24 protein-coding genes and 1 pseudogene are annotated in these 26,475 nt (G+C 63.5%); 3 read left to right on the top strand and 22 right to left on the bottom strand.

Going from position 1 to position 26,475, the window contains the following annotated elements; genetic code table 11:
- Positions 1-297: 297 nt before the first annotated feature.
- The 10 genes and pseudogenes from P9230_RS25340 to P9230_RS25295 form a co-directional block, all read right to left on the bottom strand.
- Positions 298-1,296: a 4-hydroxyproline epimerase gene (locus P9230_RS25340; RefSeq protein ID WP_095801468.1), complete on the bottom strand. Its 999-nt coding sequence runs from the start codon at positions 1,294-1,296 to the stop codon at positions 298-300.
- 11 nt (positions 1,297-1,307) lie between these two features.
- On the bottom strand, positions 1,308-2,168 hold the full coding sequence (locus tag P9230_RS25335) for an ABC transporter permease subunit (protein WP_067321777.1): 861 nt from the start codon (positions 2,166-2,168) through the stop codon (positions 1,308-1,310).
- Positions 2,165-3,013 carry an ABC transporter permease subunit gene (locus tag P9230_RS25330; RefSeq protein ID WP_127240199.1) on the bottom strand — a complete coding sequence of 283 codons (849 nt, stop codon included), beginning with the start codon at positions 3,011-3,013 and terminating at the stop codon, positions 2,165-2,167. The genes P9230_RS25335 and P9230_RS25330 overlap by 4 nt, the downstream gene beginning before the upstream one ends.
- Positions 3,014-3,028: 15 nt before the next feature.
- A complete protein-coding gene (locus P9230_RS25325; protein ID WP_278121007.1) occupies positions 3,029-4,120 on the bottom strand; it encodes a glycine betaine/L-proline ABC transporter ATP-binding protein in 1,092 nt (363 codons plus the stop codon).
- A 77-nt stretch (positions 4,121-4,197) separates the two neighbouring features.
- Positions 4,198-5,049, bottom strand: coding sequence for a glycine betaine ABC transporter substrate-binding protein (locus P9230_RS25320; RefSeq protein WP_127217286.1), 852 nt, complete (start codon positions 5,047-5,049; stop codon positions 4,198-4,200).
- Between the two features lie 83 nt (positions 5,050-5,132).
- Positions 5,133-6,464: an FAD-binding oxidoreductase gene (locus P9230_RS25315; protein WP_278121006.1), complete on the bottom strand. Its 1,332-nt coding sequence runs from the start codon at positions 6,462-6,464 to the stop codon at positions 5,133-5,135.
- Positions 6,461-7,978 carry an aldehyde dehydrogenase gene (locus tag P9230_RS25310; RefSeq protein ID WP_127240196.1) on the bottom strand — a complete coding sequence of 506 codons (1,518 nt, stop codon included), beginning with the start codon at positions 7,976-7,978 and terminating at the stop codon, positions 6,461-6,463. Before P9230_RS25310 ends, P9230_RS25315 begins: the two co-directional genes overlap by 4 nt.
- Positions 7,963-8,883: a dihydrodipicolinate synthase family protein gene (locus tag P9230_RS25305; RefSeq protein ID WP_278121005.1), complete on the bottom strand. Its 921-nt coding sequence runs from the start codon at positions 8,881-8,883 to the stop codon at positions 7,963-7,965. Before P9230_RS25305 ends, P9230_RS25310 begins: the two co-directional genes overlap by 16 nt.
- 228 nt (positions 8,884-9,111) lie before the next feature.
- Positions 9,112-9,322: pseudogene (locus P9230_RS25300) on the bottom strand (diguanylate cyclase); the annotation flags it as partial.
- A gap of 160 nt (positions 9,323-9,482) precedes the next feature.
- A complete protein-coding gene (locus tag P9230_RS25295; protein WP_067321755.1) occupies positions 9,483-10,169 on the bottom strand; it encodes a GntR family transcriptional regulator in 687 nt (228 codons plus the stop codon).
- 199 nt (positions 10,170-10,368) lie between these two features.
- Here P9230_RS25295 and P9230_RS25290 point away from each other — a divergent pair, with 199 nt between their 5' ends.
- Positions 10,369-11,349, top strand: coding sequence for a GlxA family transcriptional regulator (locus tag P9230_RS25290; protein ID WP_066993111.1), 981 nt, complete (start codon positions 10,369-10,371; stop codon positions 11,347-11,349).
- A gap of 36 nt (positions 11,350-11,385) precedes the next feature.
- Here P9230_RS25290 and P9230_RS25285 read toward each other — a convergent pair whose 3' ends face one another.
- The 7 genes from P9230_RS25285 to P9230_RS25255 all read right to left on the bottom strand — a co-directional run bounded on the left by P9230_RS25285 (position 11,386) and on the right by P9230_RS25255 (position 18,013).
- Entirely contained in the window at positions 11,386-12,546 is a 1,161-nt protein-coding gene (locus P9230_RS25285) for an ABC transporter ATP-binding protein (protein WP_095801462.1), read from the bottom strand.
- A complete protein-coding gene (locus P9230_RS25280; protein WP_066993114.1) occupies positions 12,539-13,681 on the bottom strand; it encodes an extracellular solute-binding protein in 1,143 nt (380 codons plus the stop codon). Before P9230_RS25280 ends, P9230_RS25285 begins: the two co-directional genes overlap by 8 nt.
- Complete coding sequence (locus tag P9230_RS25275; protein ID WP_082953755.1) at positions 13,678-14,520, bottom strand: ABC transporter permease; 843 nt, start codon at positions 14,518-14,520, stop codon at positions 13,678-13,680. The genes P9230_RS25280 and P9230_RS25275 overlap by 4 nt, the downstream gene beginning before the upstream one ends.
- Positions 14,521-14,533: 13 nt before the next feature.
- Entirely contained in the window at positions 14,534-15,412 is an 879-nt protein-coding gene (locus tag P9230_RS25270; protein ID WP_095801460.1) for an ABC transporter permease, read from the bottom strand.
- 266 nt (positions 15,413-15,678) lie between these two features.
- Positions 15,679-16,110: a hypothetical protein gene (locus P9230_RS25265; RefSeq protein ID WP_066993122.1), complete on the bottom strand. Its 432-nt coding sequence runs from the start codon at positions 16,108-16,110 to the stop codon at positions 15,679-15,681.
- Between the two features lie 214 nt (positions 16,111-16,324).
- Positions 16,325-17,047 (bottom strand): haloacid dehalogenase type II, encoded by a 723-nt coding sequence (locus P9230_RS25260; protein ID WP_278121004.1) that lies wholly within the window; start codon positions 17,045-17,047, stop codon positions 16,325-16,327.
- A 30-nt stretch (positions 17,048-17,077) separates the two neighbouring features.
- A complete protein-coding gene (locus P9230_RS25255; RefSeq protein ID WP_095801458.1) occupies positions 17,078-18,013 on the bottom strand; it encodes a DMT family transporter in 936 nt (311 codons plus the stop codon).
- A 210-nt stretch (positions 18,014-18,223) separates the two neighbouring features.
- Here P9230_RS25255 and P9230_RS25250 point away from each other — a divergent pair, with 210 nt between their 5' ends.
- Entirely contained in the window at positions 18,224-19,114 is an 891-nt protein-coding gene (locus tag P9230_RS25250; RefSeq protein WP_278121003.1) for a LysR family transcriptional regulator, read from the top strand.
- Positions 19,115-19,211: 97 nt separating this feature from the next.
- A complete protein-coding gene (locus P9230_RS25245) occupies positions 19,212-19,742 on the top strand; it encodes a dihydrofolate reductase family protein (RefSeq protein ID WP_067322019.1) in 531 nt (176 codons plus the stop codon).
- Between the two features lie 50 nt (positions 19,743-19,792).
- Here the strand turns inward: P9230_RS25245 and P9230_RS25240 are convergent, their stop codons facing one another.
- The 5 genes from P9230_RS25240 to P9230_RS25220 form a co-directional block, all read right to left on the bottom strand.
- Positions 19,793-21,112, bottom strand: a complete 1,320-nt coding sequence (locus P9230_RS25240; protein WP_127246726.1) for an HlyD family type I secretion periplasmic adaptor subunit — start codon at positions 21,110-21,112, stop codon at positions 19,793-19,795.
- 3 nt (positions 21,113-21,115) lie between these two features.
- A complete protein-coding gene (locus P9230_RS25235; protein ID WP_127246985.1) occupies positions 21,116-22,873 on the bottom strand; it encodes a type I secretion system permease/ATPase in 1,758 nt (585 codons plus the stop codon).
- 51 nt (positions 22,874-22,924) lie between these two features.
- Entirely contained in the window at positions 22,925-24,427 is a 1,503-nt protein-coding gene (locus tag P9230_RS25230) for a family 16 glycosylhydrolase (protein WP_095824587.1), read from the bottom strand.
- 355 nt (positions 24,428-24,782) lie between these two features.
- Positions 24,783-25,574, bottom strand: coding sequence for a pyrroline-5-carboxylate reductase dimerization domain-containing protein (locus P9230_RS25225; RefSeq protein WP_095824586.1), 792 nt, complete (start codon positions 25,572-25,574; stop codon positions 24,783-24,785).
- Positions 25,575-25,681: 107 nt separating this feature from the next.
- Positions 25,682-26,386 carry an SDR family oxidoreductase gene (locus P9230_RS25220; RefSeq protein WP_278121002.1) on the bottom strand — a complete coding sequence of 235 codons (705 nt, stop codon included), beginning with the start codon at positions 26,384-26,386 and terminating at the stop codon, positions 25,682-25,684.
- Positions 26,387-26,475: the final 89 nt, after the last annotated feature.

The following is a 26,475-nucleotide window of genomic DNA, read 5'->3' as shown; positions in this document are numbered from 1 at the left end:
ATGTCCTTCGGGGTTCGAATGACACGGTCTGTCGACACCCTGACACGGGAGCGGCCCGGAGCCCTTGTGGGTTTGGTGGCGAAAGGCAAGGGCCACCGGGCCTAACCGGCGGGGACCTAGTACGGGGACTTCGCTAAGAGGGCACCGGCTGATAGAAATATGCGCTAATGCTAATACAATTGAAACGCATCCCTAAGGACGATGGCCAGACTGGCCAGCTTAGGTAAATATCGGCCGTGCTTCGCATGCTCGGCCATTCGGACGACCGAGGCCACGACAAGGCAGCGAAGCAAGCGCCTACCTGATCTGGAATCCGTGGGCCAACGGATCGCGGTCGTCCACGAAGATCGTATTGTGGCCAATAATTTGCGCCCATCCGCCGACGCTTGGCCGAATGCCTTTGAAAGGGCCAACGTCAACCTCCGCCTCGACACGGCCCTCGAAGACAGTGCCGATCAGGCTTTCCTGGCGGAAGCTGTCGCCGACTTTCAGGCGGCCCTTGCCGCGAAGTTGCGCCATGCGCGCCGACGTTCCCGTGCCGCCCGGCGAACGGTCGATCGCCTTGTCGCCGTAGAAGACCGCACCGCGGCCGTCGGCATCGCTGCCCAAGGGCTTGTCGCACCAGATGGCGTGGTGGACGCCGCTTATTCTCTCGTCCTCGGGGTGGGCCGGATTGCAGACAGTCGCCAACGCGTCGCGCAGACGCCGGCTGAGGTCGACGATGTCGCTGGCCGACATGCCCTCCAGACCCTGCCAGTTTTCCTGCGGCTCGACCACCGCGTAGAAATTGCCGCCATAGGCGATGTCGACCACGAGCCGGCCGAGCCCTGGAACATGGACGCCGACATCGGCCGCATGCAGATAACTGGCGACATTGAACATCCGCACGGAGTCCACGAATTCGCCCGGCTTCTCGTACTGGATGTCCACTCTTCCCGCCGGCGTCTCGATCGACAGCCTGCCCGGGATGCGCGGCGTAACGAGCCCTTCTTCCAGCGCCGCCGTAACCAGGCCGATCGTGCCGGCGCCGCACATCGGCAGGCAGCCGCTGACCTCGATGAAGATGACGGCGAAATCGCAGTCCTCGCGGTAGGCGGGATAGATGATGGCGCCCGACATGATGTCGTGGCCGCGCGGTTCGAACATCAGCGCCCGCCGGATCCAGTCATGCTCGCGCACGAAGAGCTCGCGTCGCTCGGCGATCGGGGCGTGCGGCAGCAAAGGTCCGCCGCCGGCGACCAGCCGAACCGGGTTGCCGCAGGTGTGGGCGTCGATGCAGAAGAAGCTGCGGCGCATGATCTCTCCGTTCAGGCAGGCTTGGCCGCACCGGGTGCCCGGCTGCGCTCCAGCGCGCCCCTCGACAGCCGGTCGAGGAAGATGGCGATCGCCACGATCGACAGGCCGGCCCGCAGGCCGAGCCCCATCTCCATGCGGGTCAATCCCCGCGTCACCTCCGCGCCGAGGCCGCCCGCTCCGACGAGGCCGGCCAGCACGACCATAGCCAGTGAGAGCAGAATGCACTGGTTGAGGCCGACCAGCAGGGTGGGCGTGGCGGAGGGGATTTCTATCTTAAACAGGATCGATCGCGGCGAAGCCCCGGTGGCCTGGCCAAGCTCCAGAAGATCCTTCGGCACCTGGTTGAAGGCGAGCGTCGTCAGGCGCAGCATCGGCGGTATGCCGTAGACGATCGTCGCGATGATCGCCGGCACGCGGCCGAGGCTGAAGATCATGACGGCTGGGATGAGATAGACCCAAGGCGGTACCGTCTGCATGATGTCCAGCACCGGCCGGATCGCGGCCTCGAAATTCTTGGAGCGCGATGCCAGGATGCCGAGCGGGAACGCGATCGACACCGAGATGATCACCGCCACCGTCACCAGCGCCAGCGTCTGCATCGACGCGGCCCAGAAGCCGGCCAGCAGGCAGAAGAGAAGCGCAACGGCCGTCACGACGGCAACCCTGGTGCCGACGAGAAAGAAGGCCAGAGCAACGGCCAAGACGATCGTCACATAGGCGGGCGGGTAGAGCAGGGCGACTTCGATGCCGCTGAGCACCGCCTCGATCAGTTTGGCCACGGCGTCGAAAAACGGATGGAAGTTGGTGTTCAGCCAATCCACCGCGGGGGCAAGATAACCTCCCGGCGAAAAGCGGAGCAGATCGAAATTCATCTTGCGCCTCCCTTGGCGCGGCTGGCCGCGCTTTGCGTGAGCCTGTCGAGCACCATGGTCAGTATGACGATGGCGATGGCGGCGTTGATAGAGGTTGCAATGTCGAGCGTGCGCACGGCCGAATAGATCGTCTCGCCGAGACCGCCCGAACCGACGATGCCGGCGATGACGACCATGCCGAAGGCCATCATCAGGCTCTGGTTGATCCCCGCCATGACGCTCGGGATGGCGAAGGGGAGCCTGATCTTGACGAACATCTGCCAAGGGGTCAGGCCGGTCGCGTGTCCCAGCTCCACGAATTCGCGCGGCGTCATTCGGATGCCCAGCGCAGTGAGCCGGATGGCAGGAGGCATCGCGACGATGAAAGTGGCCACGAGCGCGGTCGCCGGTCCGTAACCCAGCAGCGCGATCGCCGGAAGAAGATAGATGTAGGGTGGCAGCGTCTGGATCAGGTCGAGTATCGGCTCGAGGAAACGGTCGAACGCCCTGCCGAAACCCGCCACGATGCCGATCGGAATGCCGAAGAGCAGCGCCAATATGGTGGCGGTAATCACCAGGGCGAGCGTGCTCATGGTCTCGGCCCAGAGCCCCATGACCGCGCAGAAGACCAGGGCAAGCCCGGCGAGAACGCCGGCGAGGGCATTGATCAGTCGCCACGCGAGCAGCGCCGCGACCATCGCGATCAGGTAGAACGGTGCGAGCTGCAGCAGCCAGAGGACGCCGTCATAGGTTCCTTCAAGCCCGGCCCTCAGCGTTTCGAACAGCCAGTCGCCATTGTCGCTGATCCAGCCGAGAGCCGTGTCGGTCCAACTGTCGAACGTGTCGGTGATGGTCGAGATGTCCATAGTGCTCCTCCCGAGCTATGCCGCCACGAGTTCCCCCGCAGGCTTGCCGGCGACACCGCGCAGCAGGCCGCGGATGGTGACGACGCCGACGACCGTTTCGCCCTCGACCACCGCGACCGCATCGCGATCGGACTGGGTCGTGAGGTCGATGAGCGCGCCGATGTCGGCCTCGGGCGACGTTTGGGGCAGGGCGTTCACGTCGCTATGCGGTTGCGCACTCTTGTATTCGCCCACTGGCGTCATCACGGAGTGCGCCTTGACCAGGTGAATCCTGGAAATGCCCGCCACGAAATCGGAGACGTAATCGTCTGCGGGTTTTGTCACGATGTCTTCAGCCGTCCCGACCTGGACGATGACGCCGTCCTTCATGATAGCAATACGGTCGCCGATGCGGATGGCTTCCTCGAGATCATGCGTGATGAAGACCGCCGACTTGCCGAGCGACTTCGTCAGTTGCCGGAACTCGTCCTGCAACTGACGGCGGATGAGCGGGTCGAGCGCGCTGAAAGGCTCGTCCATGAGGATGATTTCCGGGTCTGCCGCCAAGGCTCGGGCGAGGCCCACGCGCTGCTGCATGCCGCCGGAAAGCTCCGAGGGATAGCGCGATGTCCAATCGGCGAGCCCGACCTTTCCGAGGGCAGCACGGGCGATCTTGTTGCGTTCTTCCTTGGCGACGCCGCGCACCTCGAGGCCGAAGCCGGCGTTTTCCAGAACCGTGCGGTGCGGCAGGAGCGCCACGCTTTGGAACACCATGCCGATATTGCGGGCGCGCATGTCGCGCAGCTCCGTGGCATTGAGTTTGGCGATCTCCTTTCCCTTGACCGTGATCTTGCCGAGGCTCGGCTCGATCAGGCGATTAAGCAGACGGATCAGCGTCGACTTGCCGTTTCCCGAGAGGCCCATGATGCAGAAGATCTCGCCGCGGCGGACCTGGAGGCTAGCGTCGGCAACACCGACCACGCAGTTGAACTCCTGCAGCACCTGCTTTTTGGAGAGCCCGCGCTCGGAGATCGCCTTGACCGCGGCCGAGGCGCGGCTCCCGAACACCTTCCACACGGATTTGCAGTCGACCAACACTTCGTTGGAGGCATTCACGGTCATGTTCATTGCCTTCCCCATGGGCCACCAAATGGCTGTCGTGTTTAGAGGCGGGCAGCCGGTTCGGCGGCCCGCCGTTGGTGTGATTACTCGCCCTTGATGTTTTCCCAGCGCTTCAGGAGATCGGCGTGAGCATCGGTCCAGGCCTTGACGGCTTCATCCATCTTCTTGCCGTCGCTGACCGCGCCGTTGATGGCGGTAATATCAGCGAGCGGCACATAGACCGAGGCGATGACCTCGCGGGCATGCGGATGGTCGGCCGAGAAACCCTTCTTGGCAATCCAGTAGTAGCTCTGCGGCGGCGGGAAGATGCCCTTCGGATCCTTGAGGAATTTCACGGGATACTTCTGCATCATCCAGGACGGCTCCCAGATGGTGACGGCGATCCATTCCTTGCGGTCGACGGCCGACTTCAGCGCGGCGGTCATCGCGGCGGTGCTGCCTTCGACCAGCTGGAGCTTCAGGCCGTATTCCTTGACCGCATTGGCGGCATCGCGCATCAGGCCCGAACCCGGCTCGATGCCGACGATCTTGCCGCCGAACTTGTCGGCGTTGTCGTTGAGCTGCTCGGTCGAATCGATGGTCACGTAGTTCGGCACGGCGATCGCCTGGTAGAGGCCGTGCGAAACCGGAGAGATCTTCTCGAGGCGCTTCTTGTTCTTGTCCCAGTAGTCCTGCGCGACATAGTCCGTCTGCGAGGCGAGCAGTTGAATGTCGCCCTTGGTCAATGCGGCGTAGGCGATGCCCCATTCGGAAAAATCGACCACCTTGACGGTGTAGCCGGCGTCCTCAAGCACCTTCTTGGTGATGCCTGTGATGGGGGTGAGATCCTCCCACGACATCGTGCCAACGGTGATTGTCTTTTCTTCCGCCTGAGCGGACAGCATGGTCATCCCGACCATCGCGGCAGCGCAGAGCGCTTTCCACAACGTCTTCATGTTTCCTCACTCCTTAGTTATCGTTTCCATTCCCGTTCGAAGACTTCGCGGTCTGCTCGGTCTTCACATTGCGCGGCGAGAGCTCATCCCTCGCGGCCAGCACGCAATTCCTGCAAACGGATCACCGTGTTGATGCCCATCCACGCGAACGGTTCGGGAGGAAGCCGCGCGGGTTGGGGTTGATCCGTATATTTGTCGAGCATGTTCGACCGGGTGCCGGTCGCGAGATCCGCGGCCATGATGCCCGCGAGCGTGCTTTTCACGGTCCCAAGGCCGTTCTCGCAGCACGCCGAATAAAGGCCGTCTTCGATCTCGCCGAAGGCGGGCACGTGGTTGCGGCTGAGGCAAAGCCGTCCGGCCCAGACATATTCGAACGGCACATCCTTGAGGTCCGGAAACCTGGCATCGAGGGATGCCCGCTGCTCGGCGGCGATGCCGGCCAAGCGCTTCTCGCTGACCCGCACGGGCCAGTCATAGGTGAACCGGGTCCGAATCACGATCCGCGAGAGCCCGTCGTTGGTTATCTTCCGGACCGTGGCGCCCATCGGATCGGCCGGCAGCAAGGCCCACCGGTCCTTGCCCGTCGACTTCGCGGTGAATGGGGCGGTCATCGATGCATAGGTGAAGATGTGCATCAGGCGGCCGCGGAAGTAACCGAAATCGTCGATATGGCCGTTGACGCCGAGGATGACTTTCGGCGCGGTGACGCTTCCGGTGCGCGACACCGCCTTCCAGGCTCTTCCGGCCCGGGTGAGCTTGAGCACCGGCGAGTGCTCGAAGATGTCGACCTTCGGTGCGAGCCCCGCCGCGAGCCCCCGGATATAGTCGGCAGGCTGGATCATCACGGCGCCGGGCGTGTAGAGGCCGCCGAGATAGTAGGACGACCCGGTGATTTCCCGCATGTCGCTCGCGTCGAGGAAGCGATGCTCTTCGCCGATCGTGTTGAGCGAGCGGCCGTAATTGGCATTGAGTGTCATGCCGCGTTCGGTCGCCGCGGCATTGATCTTGCCCGAGGGATCGAAGGTGCGCGCGGACATTGCGTATTCCGCGGCCGCCTCGGCGGCGAAAGCGATCGCGAAGCGATTCTCGGCGATCTCCGCCTTTGTTTCGGCCTCACCGGCGACAGAATATTCGCCCGACGACAAATTGTGCGGGGTGTCGATCATATAGCCGGAATTCCGGCCGGCGGGACCTTTGGCGACCTCTCCGGCTTCCAGCAGGACGATCCTGTCGCCCGGCCGAAGCTTTGCGAGCCGCCGGGCGGCGGAGAGGCCGGCGAAGCCGCCGCCGATGATCAGCCAGTCGGCCTTGATGTCGCCGTCGAGCGTGCGGACGGGGAAGCAGCGTCTGCTGATCGCCTCCCAGCCAGAGATTCCGGATTCAGCCGGAAGCCGCTTGACGACGAGATCGCTCACCGGACGGTCTCATCGACCGAACGGTCGGAGACGTCGATCCAGACCGTCTTCAGTTCGCAGTAATTGTCATGCGCGAAGACCGACTTGTCGCGCCCGCCGAAGCCGGATTCCTTGTAGCCGCCGAACGGTGTCGTCGCGTCGCCTTCGCCGAAGCAGTTGACGGTGACGACGCCGGCGCGGATCTCGCGGGAGAGCTTGATCGCCTTGCGCAGGCTCCCCGTGTAGACGGACGCGGTCAGGCCGTAATTCGTGTCGTTGGCGAGCGCGATCGCCTCGCCCAGCGAGTTGAACGTCGTCACCGACAGGATGGGCCCGAAAATTTCCTCCTGGAAGAGGCGGCTCGCAGGCGTGACGCCGTCGACGACGGTCGGCTCGATATAGGCGCCCTTATGCGTGGCGCCGCCATGGGCGACCGAGAGCTTTTCGGTCTTAACGTCGCCGAGGAAGGATTTCACCTTCTCGAAATGGGTCTTGCTGACCAGCGCGCCGATGCGGTTTTCAGGGTCGAGCGGATCGCCGGTCTTCCATTCGCGCATGTAGGCGCCGATCCGCTCAAGCAGCTCGTCCTTGATCTTGGCGTCGACGATGAGCCGCGAGGTGGCCGAGCAGTTCTCGCCCATGTTCCAGAACGCGCCGTTGACCACCTGTTCGGCGACGAGATCGAGGTCTTCGGCGTCGTCGAGAACCACGGCCGGGTTCTTGCCGCCGCATTCCAGCACGACGCGCTTGAGGTTGGAGTCGGCCGCGTAGCGCAGGAAACGGCGGCCGGTCGGCGTCGATCCGGTGAAGGCCACCATGTCGACGCCCATATGCATGCCGATCGGTTCGCCGACCTCCTTGCCACCGCCCGGCACGACATTGAAGACGCCGGCCGGAATGCCGGCCTCATGGGCGAGCTCCGCGACACGCAGCGTGGTCAGCGTCGTCTCCTGGGCAGGCTTGACGATGACCGAGCACCCGGCCGCAAGCGCCGGGCCGATCTTCCAGGCCAGCATCAGCAGCGGAAAATTCCACGGCAGGACGCAGCCGACGACGCCGACCGGCTCGCGCACGACCATGGTCAGCGCCTTCGAGCCAACGGGCGCGGTGTTGTCGTAGAGCTTGTCGATCAGCTCGGCATGCCAGCGGATGGTATGGATCGTGTCCGGCACATCGACGGTCTGGCATTCGCGGATCGGCTTGCCGCTGTCGAGGCTCTCCATGACCGCGAGTTCGTGGCGGTTGCGCTCCAAAAGCTTGGCGAATTTGAGCAGGACGGCCTTGCGCTCGCCAGGCGCGAGATGCTGCCAGCGGCCGTCGTCGAAGGCCTCCCTGGCTTTGGCCACGGCGAAGTCGACATCGCTGGCGTCGCAAGCCGCGATGTCGGCAAGCACCTCGCCGGTCGCCGGATTGGTCGTTCTGAAGGTCTTGCCGGAATTTGCCGGGCGGAAGGCTCCGTCGATGAAGGCATTGGTCGGGAATTGAATCTCGGCGGCGAGCGCCTTGTATTCGGCGGCGGTCAGAGGCTCATGCATTGGTTTGCTCCCGACGTGATCTGGGCGACCGTCCGCTTCAGCGTGGCGACGACAGTCTGGAGGGATCGCTTTTCTTCCGAATTGAGAGGCCGCAGCGGAGCGCGCACGCCGCCTGCCTTCAGGCCGATCAACTCGCATCCATGCTTGATCGACTGGACGAACTTGCCGCATTCGAGAAAGTCCATCAGCGGCAGCATCGCGCTCATGATGGCGCGGCCCTTGTCGAAGTTCTTTTCGAGCACGCAGGCCTCGTAGAGCGCGACGTGCTCGCGCGGCAGGAAGTTCGAGCCGGCGCAGACCCAGCTCCTGGCGCCCCAGGCGAAGAATTCCAGCGCCTGGTCGTCCCAGCCGCAGGAAAGCGAGATGTGCGGGAACTTGCGGGCAAGCCGGTGCAAATTGCCCATTTCGCCGGAGCTTTCCTTGATGGCCACGATGTTGCGGGATTTGCCGACGCGGGAGAAATACTCCTCGCCCATCATCACGCCCATGCGGGCCGGATAGTTGTAGAGCATGATCGGAAGGTTGGCCGCGCGGTCGACGGTGAGCGCATGAACCGCGTTCTCGCGCTCCGTCGGCAAGGCATATGGCGGCGACGAGACGAGGATCGCGTCGGCGCCGATCTCCTTCGCCGCCTTGGCGTATTCGACCGAATCTTCGGTCCTGGTAGCGCCTGTGCCGATGACCAGCGGAAGGCGGGTGCCGATCACCTGCTTGGCATAGTCACCGAGCTCGAAGCGCTCCTGGGCGCTTTGGGCATAATATTCACCGGTCGATCCACCAACGATGATGCCGTGCACCTTGGCTTCGATGAGTGACTCGAGAACGTCGGCGAAGGCCGCGTTATCGATCTGACCGTCCGGACCGATCGGCGTCACCGCCGGCGTGTAGATGCCCTCAAACTTCAAGACATTTCTCCATCGATGGAGTGGCCGTTTCGACCAATGCGTCATTCGGCAAAACGGAGGCCATCCGCGAATTCCCAAGCGGGGATTCGCAGCGCTCGAAACCGGTTGATCGCGTTTGATAACGCGCAAGATTGCACGTCAGCATCCGAGAGTCAACAGATTGTATAATTTACGTACACATAAAAAATATGGCACGAGTACAATTCTGGAGAGCGCGCCCGTCGCGCATTTGCGGACATGGAGCAGGTATTCGGTGGCGTCGCCGCAGATCTCCCAGCTCTCCAGCAGAACCGATTCGAAAGTGAAGTGAATTCGCGGGTACCTGACCAGCGGCTCCAGTCAGGTGCGGCTGATATTGGCCATCTCGACCCGCGGACCTTTTTTGCTTCACGACCATGCCGAGGCGAAGCGTTCCGCCCTTCTTGCCTTCCTCGGCGATCGGCGGTGCAAAAGGTCTGGCTGGAACAGGCCTGACGGATCGGTGCCCCGAGGTGGCGGCCGCGGAATCTGCGTCTTAAGCGGGAGATTTCGCTGCCGGCACCGGGCCCGGCAGCAGGCGTTCTTCCTATCCCGGCCGCAATCGCTTTCCTAAGCGGCCGTCAGTTATCGCCGACCAGCGCGTCCGCCTTCATTCCCTGCGGCGCGATGAACATTTCCATGTTCTCGCGCGACAGTTCCCAGTGCTCGAACACCAGGTCGACGACGGCATCCTCGTCATGCGCGCCGATGGCCGAGATGAAGCCGTCATGATGTTCGACCGCCGTCTGCAGCCGCTTGCGCATGTCGTCATTGCGTGGGCGGAAGAAGGTATGGCCGATGCGGGCGTGGTCGATCAGCAACCTGCCGAGGCTGGGCTGAAGATAGGCGTTGGCGGACATCTCACCGATGATCTCGTGAAACCTGTTGTTCTCGACCACCATGGAAAGCGCGTCGCCTGACTTGCTGGCGGCGCGGAAACGCTCCTGCGTGTCCTTCAGGTCTACCATCTGCGAAGGCTTGAAATTCTGCACGGCCAACCGGCCGATGGCGGCGTAGACCATGGGGGCGACCAGGAAGAATTGCCGAAGGGTCGAATGGTTCATCGGAACGACCCTGGCGCCCCGGTTCGCGCGGATCTCGATGTAACCTTCGCCCTCCAGCCGGCGGAAGATTTCCCTGACAGGGGTCCGCGACAGGCCATAGCGCTCGCTCAGCGCCACCTCGTCCAGATCCTCGTCAGGATCGAGTTCCATTGTCAGGATGCGACGTTTCAGATCGTCATAGAGACTGCCCTTGCTTCCCTTCATGGCGCACCTTCGGAATCATCTCTGCCAATCGACATACCTGGCACGGTTGGAAGAGTCGCATGCACTTGCAAGTGAGTCAACGGATTGTATTTTCTTGGTACACAATATAAGACCGGATGGATCGGTGGCACAATGACAGCCCGGACGGCGATCTTGTCTGAATGAGCTTCGGATAACGCAAGGGACAGGTCCGCAAAGCATGGCCAAGAAGTTTGCGTTTCTCCTGGTGCGCGATTTCACTTTGTCGCCGCTGTCGCTTTTCATCGACACGCTGCGGCTCGCCGGCGATGAGGGCGATCGCAGCCGCAGGGTGGAGTTCGACTGGCAGATCGTCGGCGAGCGCGGCCTGCCGATCCGGGCGAGCTGTGGCGTCGAATTGCTGCCGACCAAGGCGATCGGCAATCCGGAGGACTTCGACAACGTCGTCGTGGTCGGAGGCCTGCTCGACACCAACCGCAATCTCAGCGCTGAAAAGGAGGCGTTCCTTCTGCGGGCCGCCGACAAGGGCGTGCCGATAACCGCGCTGTGCACGGGAAGCTTCGTGCTGGCCCGCTACGGCTTGCTGGACGGCTACAGCGCCGCCGTCAGCTGGTTCCACATCAAGGATTTTCGCGCCGAATTCCCCGATGTGAATGCGCATGCCGACAGCCTCTATTCGGTCGACCGCGGCCGCGCGACATGTGCCGGCGGCACCGGCGCGGCAGACCTCGCCGGTTATTTCGTGTCGCAATTCATCGGTCAGAAGGCGGCGGAAAAGGCCGCCAAGATCCTTGTGCTCGATCGCATCCGCAACATCCGGGACGTGCAGCCCGTCGGCGACCTGTTTCCCGAAGCGTCGAGCCGTGCGGTGAAACGGGCCTTGCTGCTGATGGAAAGCAGCCTGCAGGAAAAGATATCGGTCACCGAGATCGCAAGCCGGTTGAATTGCTCCCGGCGCCAGCTCGAGCGTCTTTTCGCGACCGAGCTGGGCACAAGCCCGATGGCCGCGTACCTGGCGCTCCGGGTTCACTACGCCAAGTCGCTGCTGGAAGGCAGCGACCTGCAGATAGGCGACATCGCCTACAGGTGCGGCTTCGAAAATGCCGGGCACTTCAGCCGGGTATTCCGCCAGCACACCGGCATCACGCCGACCAACCTCAGGCATCCAGGCCGCTTGGCTGCTCAAGCGGCGAAGCAGTGAATTCCTTAAGGCCGATGCGAACAGGGGCTTGGTAGGCTACGAAATCCGCTGCCCGTTCTCGTCCAGCAAAACACAGCCGCTCGGATCGAACCCGACCTCGATGATCTCGCCCTCCCGGACGATGCGGCCGTTGATCGGCGCGTTGGCGCGGATGCTCGTCTTGCCGCCGAAGTCGATCTCGTAAATGGCGCTGCCGCCGAGATAGGAGGTCGAGACGACCCGGCCGGAGAGCCGGTTGCCGCCTGCTGCAGGACCGACCGACAGTTTCTGCGGCCGCACCACCACGGTGATCTTGCTGCCCGGCGCCAGCGGCCGCGGCGACATCACGTTGACCGTCTGGCCAGCGGCAAGCGTCACCGCTATCTGCCCGTCAGATCTGCTGACGGTGCCGGCAAGCATGTTGGCCTTGCCGAGGAAGTCGGCGACGAAGGCGGTGGCGGGCCGCTCATAGACTTCCTCCGGCGTGCCGATCTGCTCGACCGAGCCGGCGTTCATCACCACGATGCGGTCCGACATGGAGAGCGCTTCTTCCTGGTCGTGGGTGACGAAGATGGCGGTGATGCCGGTTGCCTTCTGGATCTTCTTGATCTCGACGCGCATCTCCTCGCGCATGTTGGCGTCGAGCGCCGATAGCGGCTCGTCGAGCAGCAGCACCTGCGGTTCGAAGACGATGGCCCGCGCCAGCGCGATGCGCTGCTGCTGCCCGCCCGACAATTGTGAGGGCAGCTTCTTCTCGCTGCCCGGCAGCCGCACCATGTCGAGCGCCCGGCCGACCCTGCGCGCGATCTCGGGCTTCGGCACGTTGCGATACTTCAGGCCGAAGGCGACATTGTCGAACACGCTCTTGTGCGGGAACAGCGCGTAGCTCTGGAACACCAGGCCGATGTTGCGCTTGTAGATCGGCACGTCGTCGACCCGCCGCCCATCGATCATGATCTGGCCGCCCGAAATGTCGACCAGCCCGGCGATGGAGCGCAGGATCGTCGTCTTGCCGCAGCCCGACGGCCCAAGCAGGGTGACGAAACTGCCCTTGCGGATCGACAGCGAGAAGTCGCGCACCGCGACGAACTTGCCATAGGCGATGTCGATGTCGCGGAACTCGACCGCTGGCTGCTCCGCACTCATGTTGGGAGCTGTGCCGGGTGCCCCGGCCGAGACCGGCCGGGGGCTGAGTGACGCTTCGCTTCTGTCAGGCACCTTTCGCGATCCTGTCCCACTGCTTGGTCCAGGCGTCCTCGTTGGTCGCCCAGTAGACCGGATCGGCGAAGGTCAGCGCCTTCATCGAGCCGGTCTTGTCGAAAGCCGGCAGCTTCTCGATCTTCTCGGTTAGCTTCACCTTGGTCGGGTCGAGCGACGGCGGGTAGCTCTGGCCCTCGGCCACCGCGATCGAGGTCGCCGGATCGAGCATGAAGTTGATCAGCTCTTCGCATTCGGTCATCGGCGAGCCTTTCAGGATCAGCATGTCCTCCATCCAGGCATAGGAGCCCGCCGGATCGAGATAGCCGATCGGATGGCCCTGATCCTGCAGGGCGGCGACGCGGCCCGACCAGGCGTCGGTCACCACGATCTCGCCCTTGGACAACAGGTCCATCAGTTCCGCGCCGGAGCTCCAGAATTTCTTGGCGAGGTCGCGCGTCTCGCGCACCTTGGCCCAGATCGTATCCATGTCCTTGATGTTGTTGGGATCCTGTCCGGTGGCCAAAGCCGCGTACCAGACGCGGGTGGTCATGTCGGCATAGCCGCCGACCTTGCCGGCGTATTTCTTGTCGAGCAGCAGGCCGGCACCCTTTTCCTTCGCCTCCTCGGGCGAGATCACCTTGGTGTTGTAGGCGATGCCGGTGGTGCCGTAGTCGTAGGGCACCGCCGAGAGCTTTGGCGTCAGCTTGCGGAACGGCTCGATCATCGGCTGCAGCACATTCGCCATGTTGGGAATGTTGGCCTCGTTGATCTCCGAGTTCATGCCGGCATTGACGTATTTGATGTAGTAGTTGACGCCGGACGAATGCACGATCTGGAAGTCGCCTGGCTTCGCCGTCTTGATCTTGGTGATGATCTCGTTCTCGTCGCCGAACGTGCCCTGGACCACCTTGATCTTGGTCTTGGCTGTGTAGGGCTGGAAGGCGTATTTGTCGATCGCCTCCTGCACGGTTCCGCCCCAGCCGTCGAAGCGCACCTGCTCGACCGCGGCGAGCGCGCGGCTCATCCACGGCATGGAGAGGCCCGCCGAGGCCGCGGCGGCGGCGGTCAGGCTCAGAAAGGTGCGGCGGCTCAAATCGCCGTTCACGTAGCGGTCATGCAGCCGTTCCAGCCGTTTGGTGGTGGATAGTTTCATTTTGCTTCCTCCTTTGGTTCGCCTCGTCTTCTCAATTTTGTCAGGCTTTGCATGAGAATGCCGCCGATCAGCGGGATGCCGACGGTCACCAGGATCATGACCGTGCCCAGTGCATTGATCTCCGGGCTGATCGAAATCTTCAGCATCGAAAGGATTTGGGTAGGCATGGTCTCGACGCCGGCCGGCCGCCAGAACAGGCTGGCCGAGGTGTTGTCGAACGAGATGGTGAAGGCGAGCAGCGCGCCGGCAACGACCGCCGGGATGAGCAGCGGCAGCGTGATCTCGCGGAAGGACGAGAAGCGCGAGGCGCCGAGCGAAAGCGCGGCCTCCTCATAGACGCGCCGGATGCCCACCATGCGCGCCTGGGTGATCAGCACCACATAGGGCACGGCGAGCAGAATATGGCCGAGCACCAGGAGGAGCAACGTTCGCGGCTGGTCGACCGCCTTGATCAGCACCAGGAGGCCGACGCCCAGAATGGTTTCGGGCACCAGCGCCGGCAGGATCACCAGCGTGCTCAGCGTCTGCTTGCCGGGGAACTCGAAACGCACCAGCGCGAACGAGGTGACGACGCCGATCGCCGTGGTGGCGGCCGCAGTGACCAGGGCGATCCACAGCGACGTTCGGAACGCGGCCAGCACCGCCTCATTGGCCATCAGCTTGCCGTACCATTGCAGCGAAAAGCCGGTCATCGGGAAGCCGCCGAACATCGAGGCGTTGAACGACAGGATGACGGTCGCCGCAATCGGCGCGAACATGAAGATGTAGACGCAGAGCGTGACGAAGCCAGTCAGCCGCCAGGCCCATCTGCCTTCCTCTTTCCGGCGTGCAGGCTTCATCCGCCCAATCCCCTCATCCTCCAAGGCCTTTGACGATCTGCGACATGCCCATGTAGCGGGTGTAGATGGCGGCGAAGAAACCGAGCACGACGAACAGCACGATCGAAAGCGTGGCGCCCATCGGCCAGTTCAGCTCGCTCATGATGGTGTCGTAGATCAGATTGCCGAACAGCGCGTCGCGGCCCGAGCCCAGAAGCTGCGGCGTCACATAGCTGCCGGCGGCAAGCACGAAGCAGAGCAGCAGGCCGGCCGCGAGGCCGGGCAACGAAAGCGGCAGCGTCACCTCGCGAAACGCCTGCGCACTGGTGCAGCCCATCGAGCGGGCTGCCGCAATCAGCGTGCGGTCGATGCTTTCCAGGCTGACATAGACGTTGAGGATCATGTAGGGCAGCAGGAAATGCAGCAGCCCCATGATCACCGCGCCCTCGGTGTAGAGCATCGGCAGCGGCTCGCTGACAATGCCCAACTTTATGAGCGCCACGTTGATGACGCCCTGTTCGCCGAGAATGTTGATCCAGGAAAAGGTGCGGATGGTGAAGCTGATCCAGAACGGCACGATGAGCAGGAGAAGCAGCAGCCACTTGTGCCTGAAGCTCGTCGCCCAGATGAAATAGGCCGGAAAATAGCCGAGCACGCCGCAGAGCAGCGCGGTGATGGCGCCGACCCGCAGCGTCTTCAACAGGAAGCCGTGATAGTAGCTGTCGGTGAGGAATTCGTGCCAGTTCGCGGTTGTCAGCGCGCTGGTTTCCACGCCGGCGGTGACGAAGGTGAAGAAGGTGTAGACCGACATCACGGCGATCGGCAGCACCAGGAAGAAGATCAAGAGCAGCAGCACCGGCGCGATAAGCATCCAGGCCAGCCGTGGATCATACAAGGTCCATCGATTTTTCATGCGCACCCGAAGGTCCGCGCTTTCTTTGAAGCGCTTCTGTTCCCGCAGCTCAGATTGGGTGATTGGGAGCGCGATGTCTACAGGCGGCGATTGAGCCAGAGAGCCTCCGACTGTTGGCGATCGCGTCGTGCCGTGCCTCCACGCAAACAGTCCAGGCAAGCAAGGGAAAGGGCCCGACATCGGGCCCTTCCCATTCTACCGGACACTCGGTGCGGCTGGATCAGGTAGCGCCAATTGGCGGAGGGAATGACCGCTTTGACCGCCCCTTATTTCAGCCCAATGGTCATGCCGCTGAGATCGGCATTGATCTGCAGGCCTACCTGCCGGCCTGTGAGCTGGAGCTCGGCGCCCTTGTCGTTGGTCATGACGATCACCTGAGCGCCTCTGCCGAGCGCGCCGCCGCCGCCCGCTGCGCCGTACACTCCCGCCACGTCGCGGGCGCGGCGAATGTGGCGCACTGTGCCTTTGAAATAGGTCTTGGAAGCCCCGAAGGCGAGGCCGCCCGAGATGCCCCCGATCGAGATGGGATAGTTGCGACCACGGAAGGTCAGCGTCCCTTCGCCGCCGGCGCCGCCGATGAAGAAGGCCGCCTTATAGATGGAGAAGCGGATCGTGCCGCTGTCGGCGTGAGCAGCGCTGGCAAAGCTCACGCCGACAGCGGCGATGACCGCAATCGCGGCTGAACGAATTCTGGACATGGTGAGACTCCTCGAAAGCGCCGATTGCCCAACCGGCAGGGCACGTCAGCGTTGTATGAAACGATAGCTGAACAGTCTCGCAGGTCTTTTGGTTCCAAGGCTGGCGGATTGAATCCGGTTGCGAGAGGACGCCACGAAAGCAGGCGGCATAGCGTCGTGTAGCTATCTCGGGGTCTCATCGGCTCGCTCAGCGCCTCCTCCGCGCGCTGCGGACTCAGGCGCCCAATTCTTGCCTGTGCGCCTTGACGAGGTCGGCCATGCTGTCGAAGCGGAAATCCACATTTGGCATGTCGCCGGGGTGCATCGTGGCGCCGAAGCCCTGGTCGGCATGACGGCGATAGATCCAGCACGATGCCAGGCCGACGCGATTGGCGGGAGCGTGATCATGGAACATGCTTTCGGCCGTGTGCAGGACTTGGCTTTTCTCCACCCCGATCGTCGCCAGCTTTTCGAGCATATAGTCGAAGTTGCGGGCGGAGGGCTTGTAGGAGCCGATGTCCTCTGCCGTGTATATCGCGTCGAAGTCGACGCCGAGCTTCTTGTTGCTGAACGAAAAGCTCTTGTTGTCGACATTGGAAAGGATGATCAGCTTGTAGTGCTGCTTGAGATACCGCAAGGCTTCCGCCGAGTCGGCAAAGGCCGGCCAATCCTTCACGCTTTCGCCATAGGCCGTGCATTCCTCTGCGGTGGCGACGACGCCCCATTCCTCGGCAAGCCGCTTGTAGACGATCGGCAGAAGGTCGCGGTAGCGTCTTGCCGGAGTCCATTTCTGCTGGCCGGATTCGTGCCGGGCATGCGCCTCGAGGATCTCGTCGCGGCTCAAACGGCGGCCGGCGCGCTCTGTCAGCGGCTTCAGGCCCTCGATCATGCCGGATTCCCAGTCGATGAGCGTGCCGTAGCAGTCGAAGGTCAGGGCCTTGAAATCGGTAAGCTTCACGGAATTGCACTCCTTGTTGGTGTCGCGTGATTATCCGGCAGGCTGCTCGCATGAGCTCAAACGCGCCTCGTCCTTCGATGCAGCGCTCCTCGATGCCGTCAGCCAGACACCGAACAGGGTCACCGCCAGGCCGAGGAACATCGCTCTCGATAGCGGTTCGCCGAAGATCAGCCACGCCCAGAGCATCGTCACCGGCGGGCTGAGATAGACCACGCTGCTGACCTGTGCGGCGGTGTAGTGACGCAGGCTCATATAGTAGACGCCGTAGCAGAAGAAGGTCGAGAACAGCACCAGCCACGCCATGCCGAATTGGAAACGCCCATCGAGCGGCGGTGTCAGGCCGCCGTTCCATTCGGCGCAGGCGGCAAAAAGGATCGCCGCCGTCAGGCATTGAATGCACAAGCTCTGATGGATGGGCATATCGATCGTCCTGATCCGCTTCTGCACCACGGTCGCCAGGGCGAACACCAGCATGGAAGCGATCGTGAGGACATAGGCCCAGACCGGTGCTTTGCCGAGACTGAGGCTGTCCAGGGAGACGATAAGGACGCCCGTTACGCCCAGGGCTGTTCCGATCCATTGTCTTGCGCTCAGCCGGTGGCCGAGAATGGGCTGCGACAGCGCCGCGATGGCGAGAGGGACAAGATCGGAGATCAGCGCGACAAGGCCGGTCGGAACGCGCTGGCCGATGGCAAGGGCGAATCCGCCTAGATAGAGGAACATCGTCGCCACGCCGAACGCCATCTGCTGCGCCAAGGCGCGCCCGCTGATGCGCTGCCCGATCAAAAGAGCAAATGGCAGAAGGATAAGTCCGGACAAAAAAGTCCGCCAGAACAGGACCAGCATGACGTCGGCGTTCTCGCTGGCGTAGCGGATGCCGACGAAGCCGGAGCTCCAGCTTAGGACCAGGGCTGCCGCCACGGTCGGCCATACCAGAGGATGAGGCTTGTTCTGCAGAAGCGTCATGGGCTGTCTTTATTCGAGCGGTGCGCCATGCTCCTGAAGCGGATCACCAGCGCTGTCTGGCGCAGACTTATGGCTGCACACTCGCTGCCTTGCACATGACAAATTTCGATAGCTCATGAAACAGCTAGAACAATGACATAAATATTTGCCCGAAAACCCGCTCTGTGCCAGAGGTTTGGCGCGGTGCTTTCATTGCGAGCGAGGATTGTCATGGCTGGAATTATGAGCCGCCGCCTGGATGTCGATGCCCTGCGGGCGCTGGTCGCGATCGAGAAACATGGCGGTGTCACCCGTGCGGCCGAGGTTCTGGGTTTGTCGCAATCGGCCGTCAGCCACAAGATGAGGCGGCTGGAAGCGAGCCTCGACTGCGAAATCCTCAGCCGGAAGCCAAACGCGCCGCTGTTCACCACGGCCGGGCACGATCTCCTGGGTTATGCGCGGTGCATCCTGGGAATTCATGACGAGGCGGTACTGAGCCTCTCGAAAAGCACGCTGCAAGGCAAGATCGCGCTGGGAATGACCGAGGATACGACCTGCACGGATCTCTCGCGCATTCTTGGCCGGTTCCGCAGGCTTCATCCCGAGGTGAGCGTCCGTACGCAAGTGCGCATGAGCCTCGTCTTGCGGGAGCAGCTCAGCCAGGGGGCCCTTGACGCCGCGATCGTCCAGCTGTTCCAGCACGAGGTTCGCCCTGCCGACATCGTCCTCTACCGCGAGACGCTGCACTGGGTGAAGTCGCCGGATCTGGTCCTGTCGAAGGAAAAGCCGATCCCGTTCCTGTCCTTCGACGAGAACTGCTTCTATCGGCGCTGGGGCCTCGATCTTGGGCAGGACGAGGGAACGGTGTTCGAGACCGTGTTCGAATGCTCCAGCGCAGCCGGGATCGTCGCCGGCGTGACCTCCGGGCTCGGCGTCGCGCTCTTGAGCCAGCGGCACCTGCAACCCGGCATGGAGATCGTCGACAAACACTTCCCCAAGCCGCCGGACCTGGCCTATGTGATCAGGCGCGCACGCAACTCCCGAAATCCCGCGCTGGAGACTTTGGTCAGGGAGATCGAAGCCGAAGTCAAACGCTACGGGGCGCTTCAGATCGCCGTTTGAAACCGTCGTGCTGGCCAGGAGCGTGACGAGGCCGTCACAGATCACGCAGCGGCGCGATTCACTGGTATCCTGAAAGAATGCTGGGATGGAATTAGGCATGGCGAAGCTCGTCTTCGGAATGAATCAGTCACTGGACGGCTATGTCGACCACGAGGCATTTGCGCCCGATCCCGCGCTCTTTCGTCACTGGATAGAGCAAGTGCGCGGCCTGACGGGCAGCGTGTACGGCCGTCGCATGTACGAGGTCATGCGCTACTGGGACGAGGACCGTTCCGAGTGGACCCCTGAGCTCCGCGAATTCGCGACGGCGTGGCGGAGCCAGCCGAAGTGGGTCGTGTCGAGCACGCTGCAGTCCGTTGGCCCCAACGCCACGCTTGTCGAAGGCGGCCTGGCGGAGATGATCCGTGACCTGAAGGCTCGGCTCGCTGGGGAGATCGCCGTTTCCGGACCGGACCTGGCGCGAAGCCTGACCGACCTCGGGCTTATCGATGAGTATCGTCTCTACATCCATCCCGTCGTGCTTGGTCACGGAAAGCCATTCTTCGCCGGCCCCCGGCCGCCGCTCCGCCTCGTGGCCAGTGATTTGATCGGGGAGGAGGCGATCAGGTTGACTTATGTTCCCGCGTAGGCACGCAACTCCCCGACGGAGGGCGCCGTCGCGTCGCGCGGAGCGCCCGCTCACCTCTCCGCAAACGCGCGGGCGAACGAATCCACCATCGGCCGCGCCAGATACTCGAAGAAGGTCCGGTCGCCGGTGTTGATGAAGGCTTCGACCGGCGTTCCCGGATAGAGTTGCTCCGGCTTGACGCCGGGCGGGAGCGCGTCGGCGATCTTCAGCTTGGCGCGGAAATAGGGTTCGTGGGTAGCCTGGTCGATCAGCCGGTCGGCCGAGATCTGCGTCACGGTCGCCGATACCTCTGGCGTCAGCCGCGTGTTGAGCGCTGACAGCCTGAGCTTCGCCGGCTGGCCGACGCGCACCTGATCGACGTCTTTCGGCCGCAGCTTGGCATCGACGTTGAGGCCTGATGCGGTGGGCAGGAGCTCCATGATCTTTTCGCCGGGCGCGATCACGCTGCCTTTCGAATTATAGGTGGAGGACACCACGATGCCCGCCGCCGGCGCCTTGATCGTCGTGCGCTGAAGCACCGCTTCGGCTGCCCTGATCTGCTCCTCGATGTCGGCGAGGTTGGTGCGCACCTCGTCGAGTTTGGTCAGCGCTTCCTCCACGCGCTGCGTGGTCAGTCGCTCGACCTGCACCTGCGCCTCGACGATCTGGCTGTTGGCCCCGGCAAGATTGGCCTCCAGCGCGCCGGCCTGGCCGACGAGATCGGCTTCCGAGCGCAGCAGCTGCGAATATTCGGTGCGGTTGGTGAGGCCCTTGTCGAGCAGGCCTGTCTTGATGCCGAGCTCCTTCTTCACGACATCGGCCTGCTGCTGGATGGCGAGCTTCTGGGCGTTCAAGCCCACGACCGACTCGCGATGCATGGCGACCCGCTGCGCCATGATCGATTGCTCCGACCGGAACCGGGCGAGCCTGGCGTCGAACTCCTTCTGCTGCTCGCGGATGAGGTTTTGGAAATCCTGCTGGAACGGCGCCGGCGCTGCCTCGGTGATCGGCGCGAGCCTGTCCAGCCCGTCGCGCTCGGCCTCCAGCCGCGCCATGCTCGCCTTGAGCGCGATCGACTGCCTGGTCAGACGGTTGAGCTCGGCTTGCGCAGCCGTCCGGTCGAGCAGGATGAGGTCCTGGCCCTGTTGCACGCGGTCGCCCTCGCGGACCAGCAGCTGCTGGATGATGCCGCCCTCGGGCTGCTGGATGAGAATGTTGCCGCCCGTCGCCGAGATCGTGCCCTGCGTGATCACCGCGCCGGACAGCGGCGCGCTCACCGCCCAATAGCCGAAGCCGCCCGCGAAGAGCGAGATTGCCGCATACCCTATGAAGGCCACGCGCCGGAAGTCGGTGCGCGGCTGTCCATCCCAGGCAAGGCTCTCGATCGTCATCGTCTAGGATCCGAAGCGGATGCCGTGCGTGCGGATCATCGGCGCGAATGATCCGGTCACCACCGTCCCCTGCTGGGCGGCCGGGGCGTTGCCGGCGCCTCTATCGACAGTGGACCGCCGCAGCACCTCGGCGCTTGGGCCGAAGGCCTCGATCACACCGCCGCGCAGAACCATCACGCGGTCGCAGGCCGTGGCGATGGCCGGGCGATGCGTGATCACGAGGATCGTGACGCCCGCCGCTCGCGCGGCGACCAGCACCACTTCGAGCGCCGCCTCGCCGCTGCCGTCGAGATGGGAACTGGGCTCGTCGAGCACGAGAATGCGCGGGTTGCCGTAGAAGGCGCGCGCCAGCCCGATCCTCTGGCGCTCGCCACCCGAGAGCGTCCTGTCGGAAGGGCCGATCATTGTCTGGTAGCCGTCGCGCTGCGCCAGGATCAACTCATGCGCCTGGGCGCGCCTGGCGGCCTCGACGATCGCGGCGTCCTCGGCCTGCGCGTCGAAGCGGGCGACATTGTCGCCGATCGTGCCGGGAAAGAGCTCCACCTCCTGCGCCAGGTAGCCGATCTGTCGCCCGAGCTGTTTTTCCTCCCAGGTCCTGAGGTCGGCGCCATCGATCCTCACTGCGCCCCCGGTCGGCTGCGCGGCACCGACAAGCAGCCGCGCCAGCGTCGATTTGCCGGCGCCGCTCGGCCCGACGATCGCCACCGCTTCGCCGGCGCCGATCTGGAAATTCAGCCGCTTGAGGATAGGTTCGGTGCCGGGCTGTGCGTTCGGTGCCATGAAGAAAACGTCCTGCACCGAAATCGCGCCTAATGGATCGGGGAGCGCCAGTTTCCGCTTCCCAGCCGGATGCGCAGCAAGCGCCGTCTCCAGCCGCTTCCAGGCGCGCTTTGCCTCGACGATTTGCCGCCAGGCGCCGATCAACTGGTCGAGCGGCTGCAGCGCGCGCGACGACACCAGCGAGGAGGCGAAGATCATACCCGCCGTCATCTGCCCCTCGAGCACCAGCCACGCGCCGGCGCCGAGGATCGCCAGCTGCAGCATCATGCGCAGCGCCCGCGAGGCGCCGCTGAAGATCGCATTGGCGCTCGAGGAACGGTCGTAAAGCGTGAGCGCTGCCCCGACATGCCGCCCCCAGACCCGAGCGGCGTTCTCGACCATGCCCATGGCGCGCAGCGTTTCGGCATTGCGGGCAAAGACCTGTTCCGCATGGCTCGCCAACGCCGAGCGTTCCGCGGACATGGCATCGTTCCGGCCAATGGCGAGCTGGTTCGCGACGACAAGGACGAGCAGAAGCACCGCGCCGGCGACTGTCACCCAGAACAGCACCGGATGGATCAGATAGAGCAAAGCGAGGAAGACGGGCGCAAAGGGCAGGTCGAACAGCACCGCCACGCCGCGCGACCGGACGAAGGCGCAGACCGAGGCGAGATCACGCAGCGGCGACAGGCCGCCGGCATATTTGGGCGCCAGCGAGAGGGCGAATGTCCTTGCCCCGAGCTTCCTGTCGACGGCGGCCGCGACGCGCTGCGTGTAGACGGCGCGGATCGCGTCCAGCAGTCCGAGGAAAGCGAGCGCAAGAACCGCAATCGCCGACAGATAGACCAGCGTCTCGACGCTGGAGGAGGGCAGCACGCGGTCATAGACCTGAAGCAGATAAAGCGGGATCACCAGAAGCAGGATGTTGATCAACAGCGAGAAGAGCCCGACATCGCCGACGGCGCGCAGGAACACCGCCCGCAGGCTCGACGGTGCAGTCATATCGGCCGCCGCTGCATGATCCCGGGACATCGAACCGATCGCCTGAAAATCTTAAGCGTGGCCCCCAAACTCGGAACCGTGATGCAGCGTGCTGCTGCCGAAGCTGTGCGTGGCAGTGCTGTGCGTTGCGGTGGTGGTGCTGCTGGTGGCGATCAGGGGGTTAGCCTCCACAGCGTCCAGCGTATAGGCGCGGATGTAGTCGATCTTCATCTCAGCCGGTGTGGCAAGATGATCCGGCGGCGCGCCAGCCTGGCCGCCGATCGCAAGATTGACCAGCATGTACATGGGCTTGTCCATGTCCGAGGGCGTCGCCGCTTCCGCGACCTGCACGCCGTCATAGGTCCAGACAAGCTTGTCCGGCGTCCACAGCAGGCCATAGGTGTGGAAACCGGCAGTATCCATCGCATTCACCGTAGACCCGACCATGGTGTGCGTACCCGTCTCCATCGTATGCGCGGTCATCAGAAGCGAGTTCGGGGTCTGGCCGTATCTTTCGATGACGTCCAGCTCAGGCGGCCACGAGCCGTCTTCCGGCAGCAGCCAGAAGGCCGGCCAGGCGCCGGCGTTTTCCGGCAGGTCGGCGCGCATTTCGAAATAGCCGTATGTCTGCGAGAAGCTGTCATGCGTGGTCAGGATGCCGGACGTGTATTCGTAATTGTTGATCAGCGGCTTGATGTCCGCCGGCGCTTGCGCCGCGGTGATGGTGAGCACGCCGTTGTTCACGCTGAACGGGTGGACCGAGCTCGTCGGCGCGTAATTGGCGTCGATATACCATTGCAACTCGTTGTTGGTGGCGAGCGTGCTGCCGTTCGGCGCGCCCCACCAGAAGTTGGTATCCCACGTGCCGCCTTGGCTGTTGTGGAGGTTCAGCGCGTTGAAGTCGTCGCTGAAAGACAGCGTCATGTCGGACTTGTCGATCGGCAGCTGGAATTGGCTGGGCTGCAGCTTGTCGATGGTCGTGTCCTTGAACATGAGGATCTCGCCGGATCCGAGGTTCAAGATGACGTTCGGTCCCGCCTGGATCATGTTCGAGTGGATGGCGTCGAAGGAAGTGAACCCATAGCCATCGAGACGGACGCTGTCAGTCGCGGCAAAATTGGCGATCAGGTCGCTTCCGTTGCCTTTCGCGATGATGAAAGTGTCGTAACCGCCGCCGCCATCGATCAGCACATCATTGCCCTTGCCGCCGTCCAGCGTCTGGTGGCCGGCCTTGGCGGTGATGATGTTGTCCAGGTCGTTTCCAAAAGCGTAGTTCTTGGCGTTGGTGACGATCAGGTTCTCGACATTGTCGGGAAGCGTGTAGCTCATCCATGTGCTGATGGTGTCGATGCCTGCCCCATAGCCCTCGGCCACCTTGTTGCCCGCGGCATAGAGATAATAGATGTCATCGCCGTAGCTCCCGTGCATGGTGACATTGACGCCGGAAGCTCCATAGAAGGTGTCGTTTCCGGAGGTGCCCCACAAGTCCGGTCCGGACCCCGCCGCCGAGTACCAATGGTTGGACGAGCCGCTATAGGGGAGAGGAACGCCTACGGCATTGACGAAGCTGCTCATCGGACAACCCTCCTCGCAATACACGGCTTGCTTGAATCGGCATGCGAACTCAACCGATCGCTAGCGGGTCAACTTGTAATTCCGGGTATCGTTCCAAGGAATTGTGTAATAGTACAGAGAAAATTTGCCGTTCGGCGATCAATTATTCGCAAGAAAAGAGAGTGAGAACGCCCTAATACAATTTGCACGCGAGGGCTCACTCAGTTTTACACAATATTACTAATTTCTTTTATCAAAAATTAAGCATCGCGGCGCGAGGAGTTCGCGTAGGCGGCACGACTCACCTGAGCGGCGGGGCCAGATCCGGCGGATGCTCGCCTGATGCATTCCGCGCTCAAAGGGCGGCGTCGTCGGCTCACGCCTTGCCCATCGCGATCGACTTGAGGAACGCGGCCGCCAGTCCCTTGGCAACGGCCTGGTCGAAGCCCGCTTCGCGCATCGTCTCGATCGCGGCCGCTGTCGTGCCGCGATAGCCGAGAAAGGCCTCGACCGTATCGGCCGGTGAAGCGTCGTTGAGCTCCAGCAGCCGGCCGGTTCCGGTGAGCACGGTGTTGACCGCGCGGCGCGCGACCTCCGGCTTGAGGCCGAAGGCCACGGCGTCGCGCATCATCGCTTCGGCGAGCAGGGCAGGGAAGGCGGGCCCCGAGCCCGTCAGCCCGGTGAGATAGTCGATGTCGCGCTCGCTGCCGACCTCATCCTCAACGCCGCAGGCTCCGAAGATCGCGCGCACGGTCGCGCGGTCCAATTCGGTGGCGTCGCCGCTCGCGATCCACGGCGTGTACGATTTGCCGACCTCGGCAGCCGCGTTGGGCAGCGTGCGCACCACGCGGCCGGTGCCGTGCTTCTCGCCGATCTCGGCCATCCGGATGCCGGCCATAACCGAAATCACCAGCTTGCCCTTGGCATCCAGCTCGAGCGACGGCCAGTCCTGCGGCCGCACGGAAAGCATGATGACGTCCGAGCGGTCGGCGAGCGCCTGGTTGTCGTCGCTCCAGAAGACGCCTGGAAAGCGATCCGGCTTGGTGCTCCGATAGGAGAGGGCGAGGTTCTCCGCCCGCACCACGCCGGCCGAAAGCGCGGCACCCGCGATCGCGCCGCCCAGCCAGCCGGCGCCGCCGACAATGCCCAGCCTGAGTGAAGCGCTCATTCGTGTCTCCCTTGCAGTCTTAACGGTGCGGGAGGCGGCGGCCATTGTCCAGCGGTCAGCCGCAGCCGCGTACCGGCGAGCGACAGCTGTGCCTGCCGAAACGAGCCTCAGTACCCCCGCATCAATCCACCATCGACGCGGATGTTCTCGCCGGTGATATAGGCCGCGCCGTCGGAAGCGAGGAAGGAGATCGTTGCCGCCACTTCCTCGGATGTGCCGTAGCGCTTCATCGGCACGCTCTGGCGGCGTTCCTCTACGCCGGGCAGGCTGTCGATCCAGCCCGGCAGCACGTTGTTGATGCGAATATTATCGGCCGCATAGGTGTCGGCAAAGATCTTGGTGAAGGCGGCGAGCCCGGCGCGCGCCACCGCCGAGGTCGGGAAGGCGACGCTCGGCTCGAACGCCCAGGCGGTCGAGATGTTGATGATGACGCCCGCCTTCTGCTTCTGCATCACCGGCGTCACCAGCCGGGTCGGTCGCACGACGTTGAGGAAATAGGTGTCGATGCCCTTGTGCCAGTCTTCGTCGCTGATCTCGATGATCTGCGCGCGCGGCCCGTGGCCGGCGCTGTTGACCAGCACGTCGATGCGGCCCCAGCGTTCCAGCGCGCCGTCGGTCAGCCGCTTCAGATCCTCGTTCGACTGGTTGAAGCCGGTGACGCCGAAACCGCCGAGTTCGTTGCCCAGCGCTTCGCCCTTACCGGAGGAGGAGAGCACGCCGACCTTGAAGCCGTCGGCGGCCAGCCGCTTCGCCGCCGCCGCGCCCATGCCGCTGCCCCCCGCCGTCACCAGAGCTACTTTTTCTCCTGCCATGTCGCTGTCCATCCTTGTTGAAAGCGCCTCTGTTAGCACGCGGCGGTGCAGGGCACGAACCGGTTTGGATTGCGCCACGATGCCGATTG

Origin of the sequence: Mesorhizobium sp. WSM4887 (assembly GCF_029625865.1) — a bacterium.
Taxonomy (GTDB): Bacteria; Pseudomonadota; Alphaproteobacteria; order Rhizobiales; family Rhizobiaceae; genus Mesorhizobium.
Note: the sequence above shows the minus strand (reverse complement) of the source record. Positions and strands in the feature narration are given on the sequence as shown.

Coding starts and splice junctions, on each gene's coding strand:
- P9230_RS25335 (WP_067321777.1), bottom strand. CDS start 2,168: ATGAATTTCGATCTGCTCCGCTTTTCGCCGGGAGGTTATCTTGCCCCC.
- P9230_RS25235 (WP_127246985.1), bottom strand. CDS start 22,873: ATGACTGCACCGTCGAGCCTGCGGGCGGTGTTCCTGCGCGCCGTCGGC.
- P9230_RS25325 (WP_278121007.1), bottom strand. CDS start 4,120: ATGAACATGACCGTGAATGCCTCCAACGAAGTGTTGGTCGACTGCAAA.
- P9230_RS25310 (WP_127240196.1), bottom strand. CDS start 7,978: ATGCATGAGCCTCTGACCGCCGCCGAATACAAGGCGCTCGCCGCCGAG.
- P9230_RS25320 (WP_127217286.1), bottom strand. CDS start 5,049: ATGAAGACGTTGTGGAAAGCGCTCTGCGCTGCCGCGATGGTCGGGATG.
- P9230_RS25290 (WP_066993111.1), top strand. CDS start 10,369: ATGGCCAAGAAGTTTGCGTTTCTCCTGGTGCGCGATTTCACTTTGTCG.
- P9230_RS25330 (WP_127240199.1), bottom strand. CDS start 3,013: ATGGACATCTCGACCATCACCGACACGTTCGACAGTTGGACCGACACG.
- P9230_RS25270 (WP_095801460.1), bottom strand. CDS start 15,412: ATGAAAAATCGATGGACCTTGTATGATCCACGGCTGGCCTGGATGCTT.
- P9230_RS25245 (WP_067322019.1), top strand. CDS start 19,212: ATGGCGAAGCTCGTCTTCGGAATGAATCAGTCACTGGACGGCTATGTC.
- P9230_RS25280 (WP_066993114.1), bottom strand. CDS start 13,681: ATGAAACTATCCACCACCAAACGGCTGGAACGGCTGCATGACCGCTAC.
- P9230_RS25265 (WP_066993122.1), bottom strand. CDS start 16,110: ATGTCCAGAATTCGTTCAGCCGCGATTGCGGTCATCGCCGCTGTCGGC.
- P9230_RS25250 (WP_278121003.1), top strand. CDS start 18,224: ATGGCTGGAATTATGAGCCGCCGCCTGGATGTCGATGCCCTGCGGGCG.
- P9230_RS25230 (WP_095824587.1), bottom strand. CDS start 24,427: ATGAGCAGCTTCGTCAATGCCGTAGGCGTTCCTCTCCCCTATAGCGGC.
- P9230_RS25225 (WP_095824586.1), bottom strand. CDS start 25,574: ATGAGCGCTTCACTCAGGCTGGGCATTGTCGGCGGCGCCGGCTGGCTG.
- P9230_RS25240 (WP_127246726.1), bottom strand. CDS start 21,112: ATGACGATCGAGAGCCTTGCCTGGGATGGACAGCCGCGCACCGACTTC.
- P9230_RS25255 (WP_095801458.1), bottom strand. CDS start 18,013: ATGACGCTTCTGCAGAACAAGCCTCATCCTCTGGTATGGCCGACCGTG.
- P9230_RS25275 (WP_082953755.1), bottom strand. CDS start 14,520: ATGAAGCCTGCACGCCGGAAAGAGGAAGGCAGATGGGCCTGGCGGCTG.
- P9230_RS25220 (WP_278121002.1), bottom strand. CDS start 26,386: ATGGCAGGAGAAAAAGTAGCTCTGGTGACGGCGGGGGGCAGCGGCATG.
- P9230_RS25340 (WP_095801468.1), bottom strand. CDS start 1,296: ATGCGCCGCAGCTTCTTCTGCATCGACGCCCACACCTGCGGCAACCCG.
- P9230_RS25295 (WP_067321755.1), bottom strand. CDS start 10,169: ATGAAGGGAAGCAAGGGCAGTCTCTATGACGATCTGAAACGTCGCATC.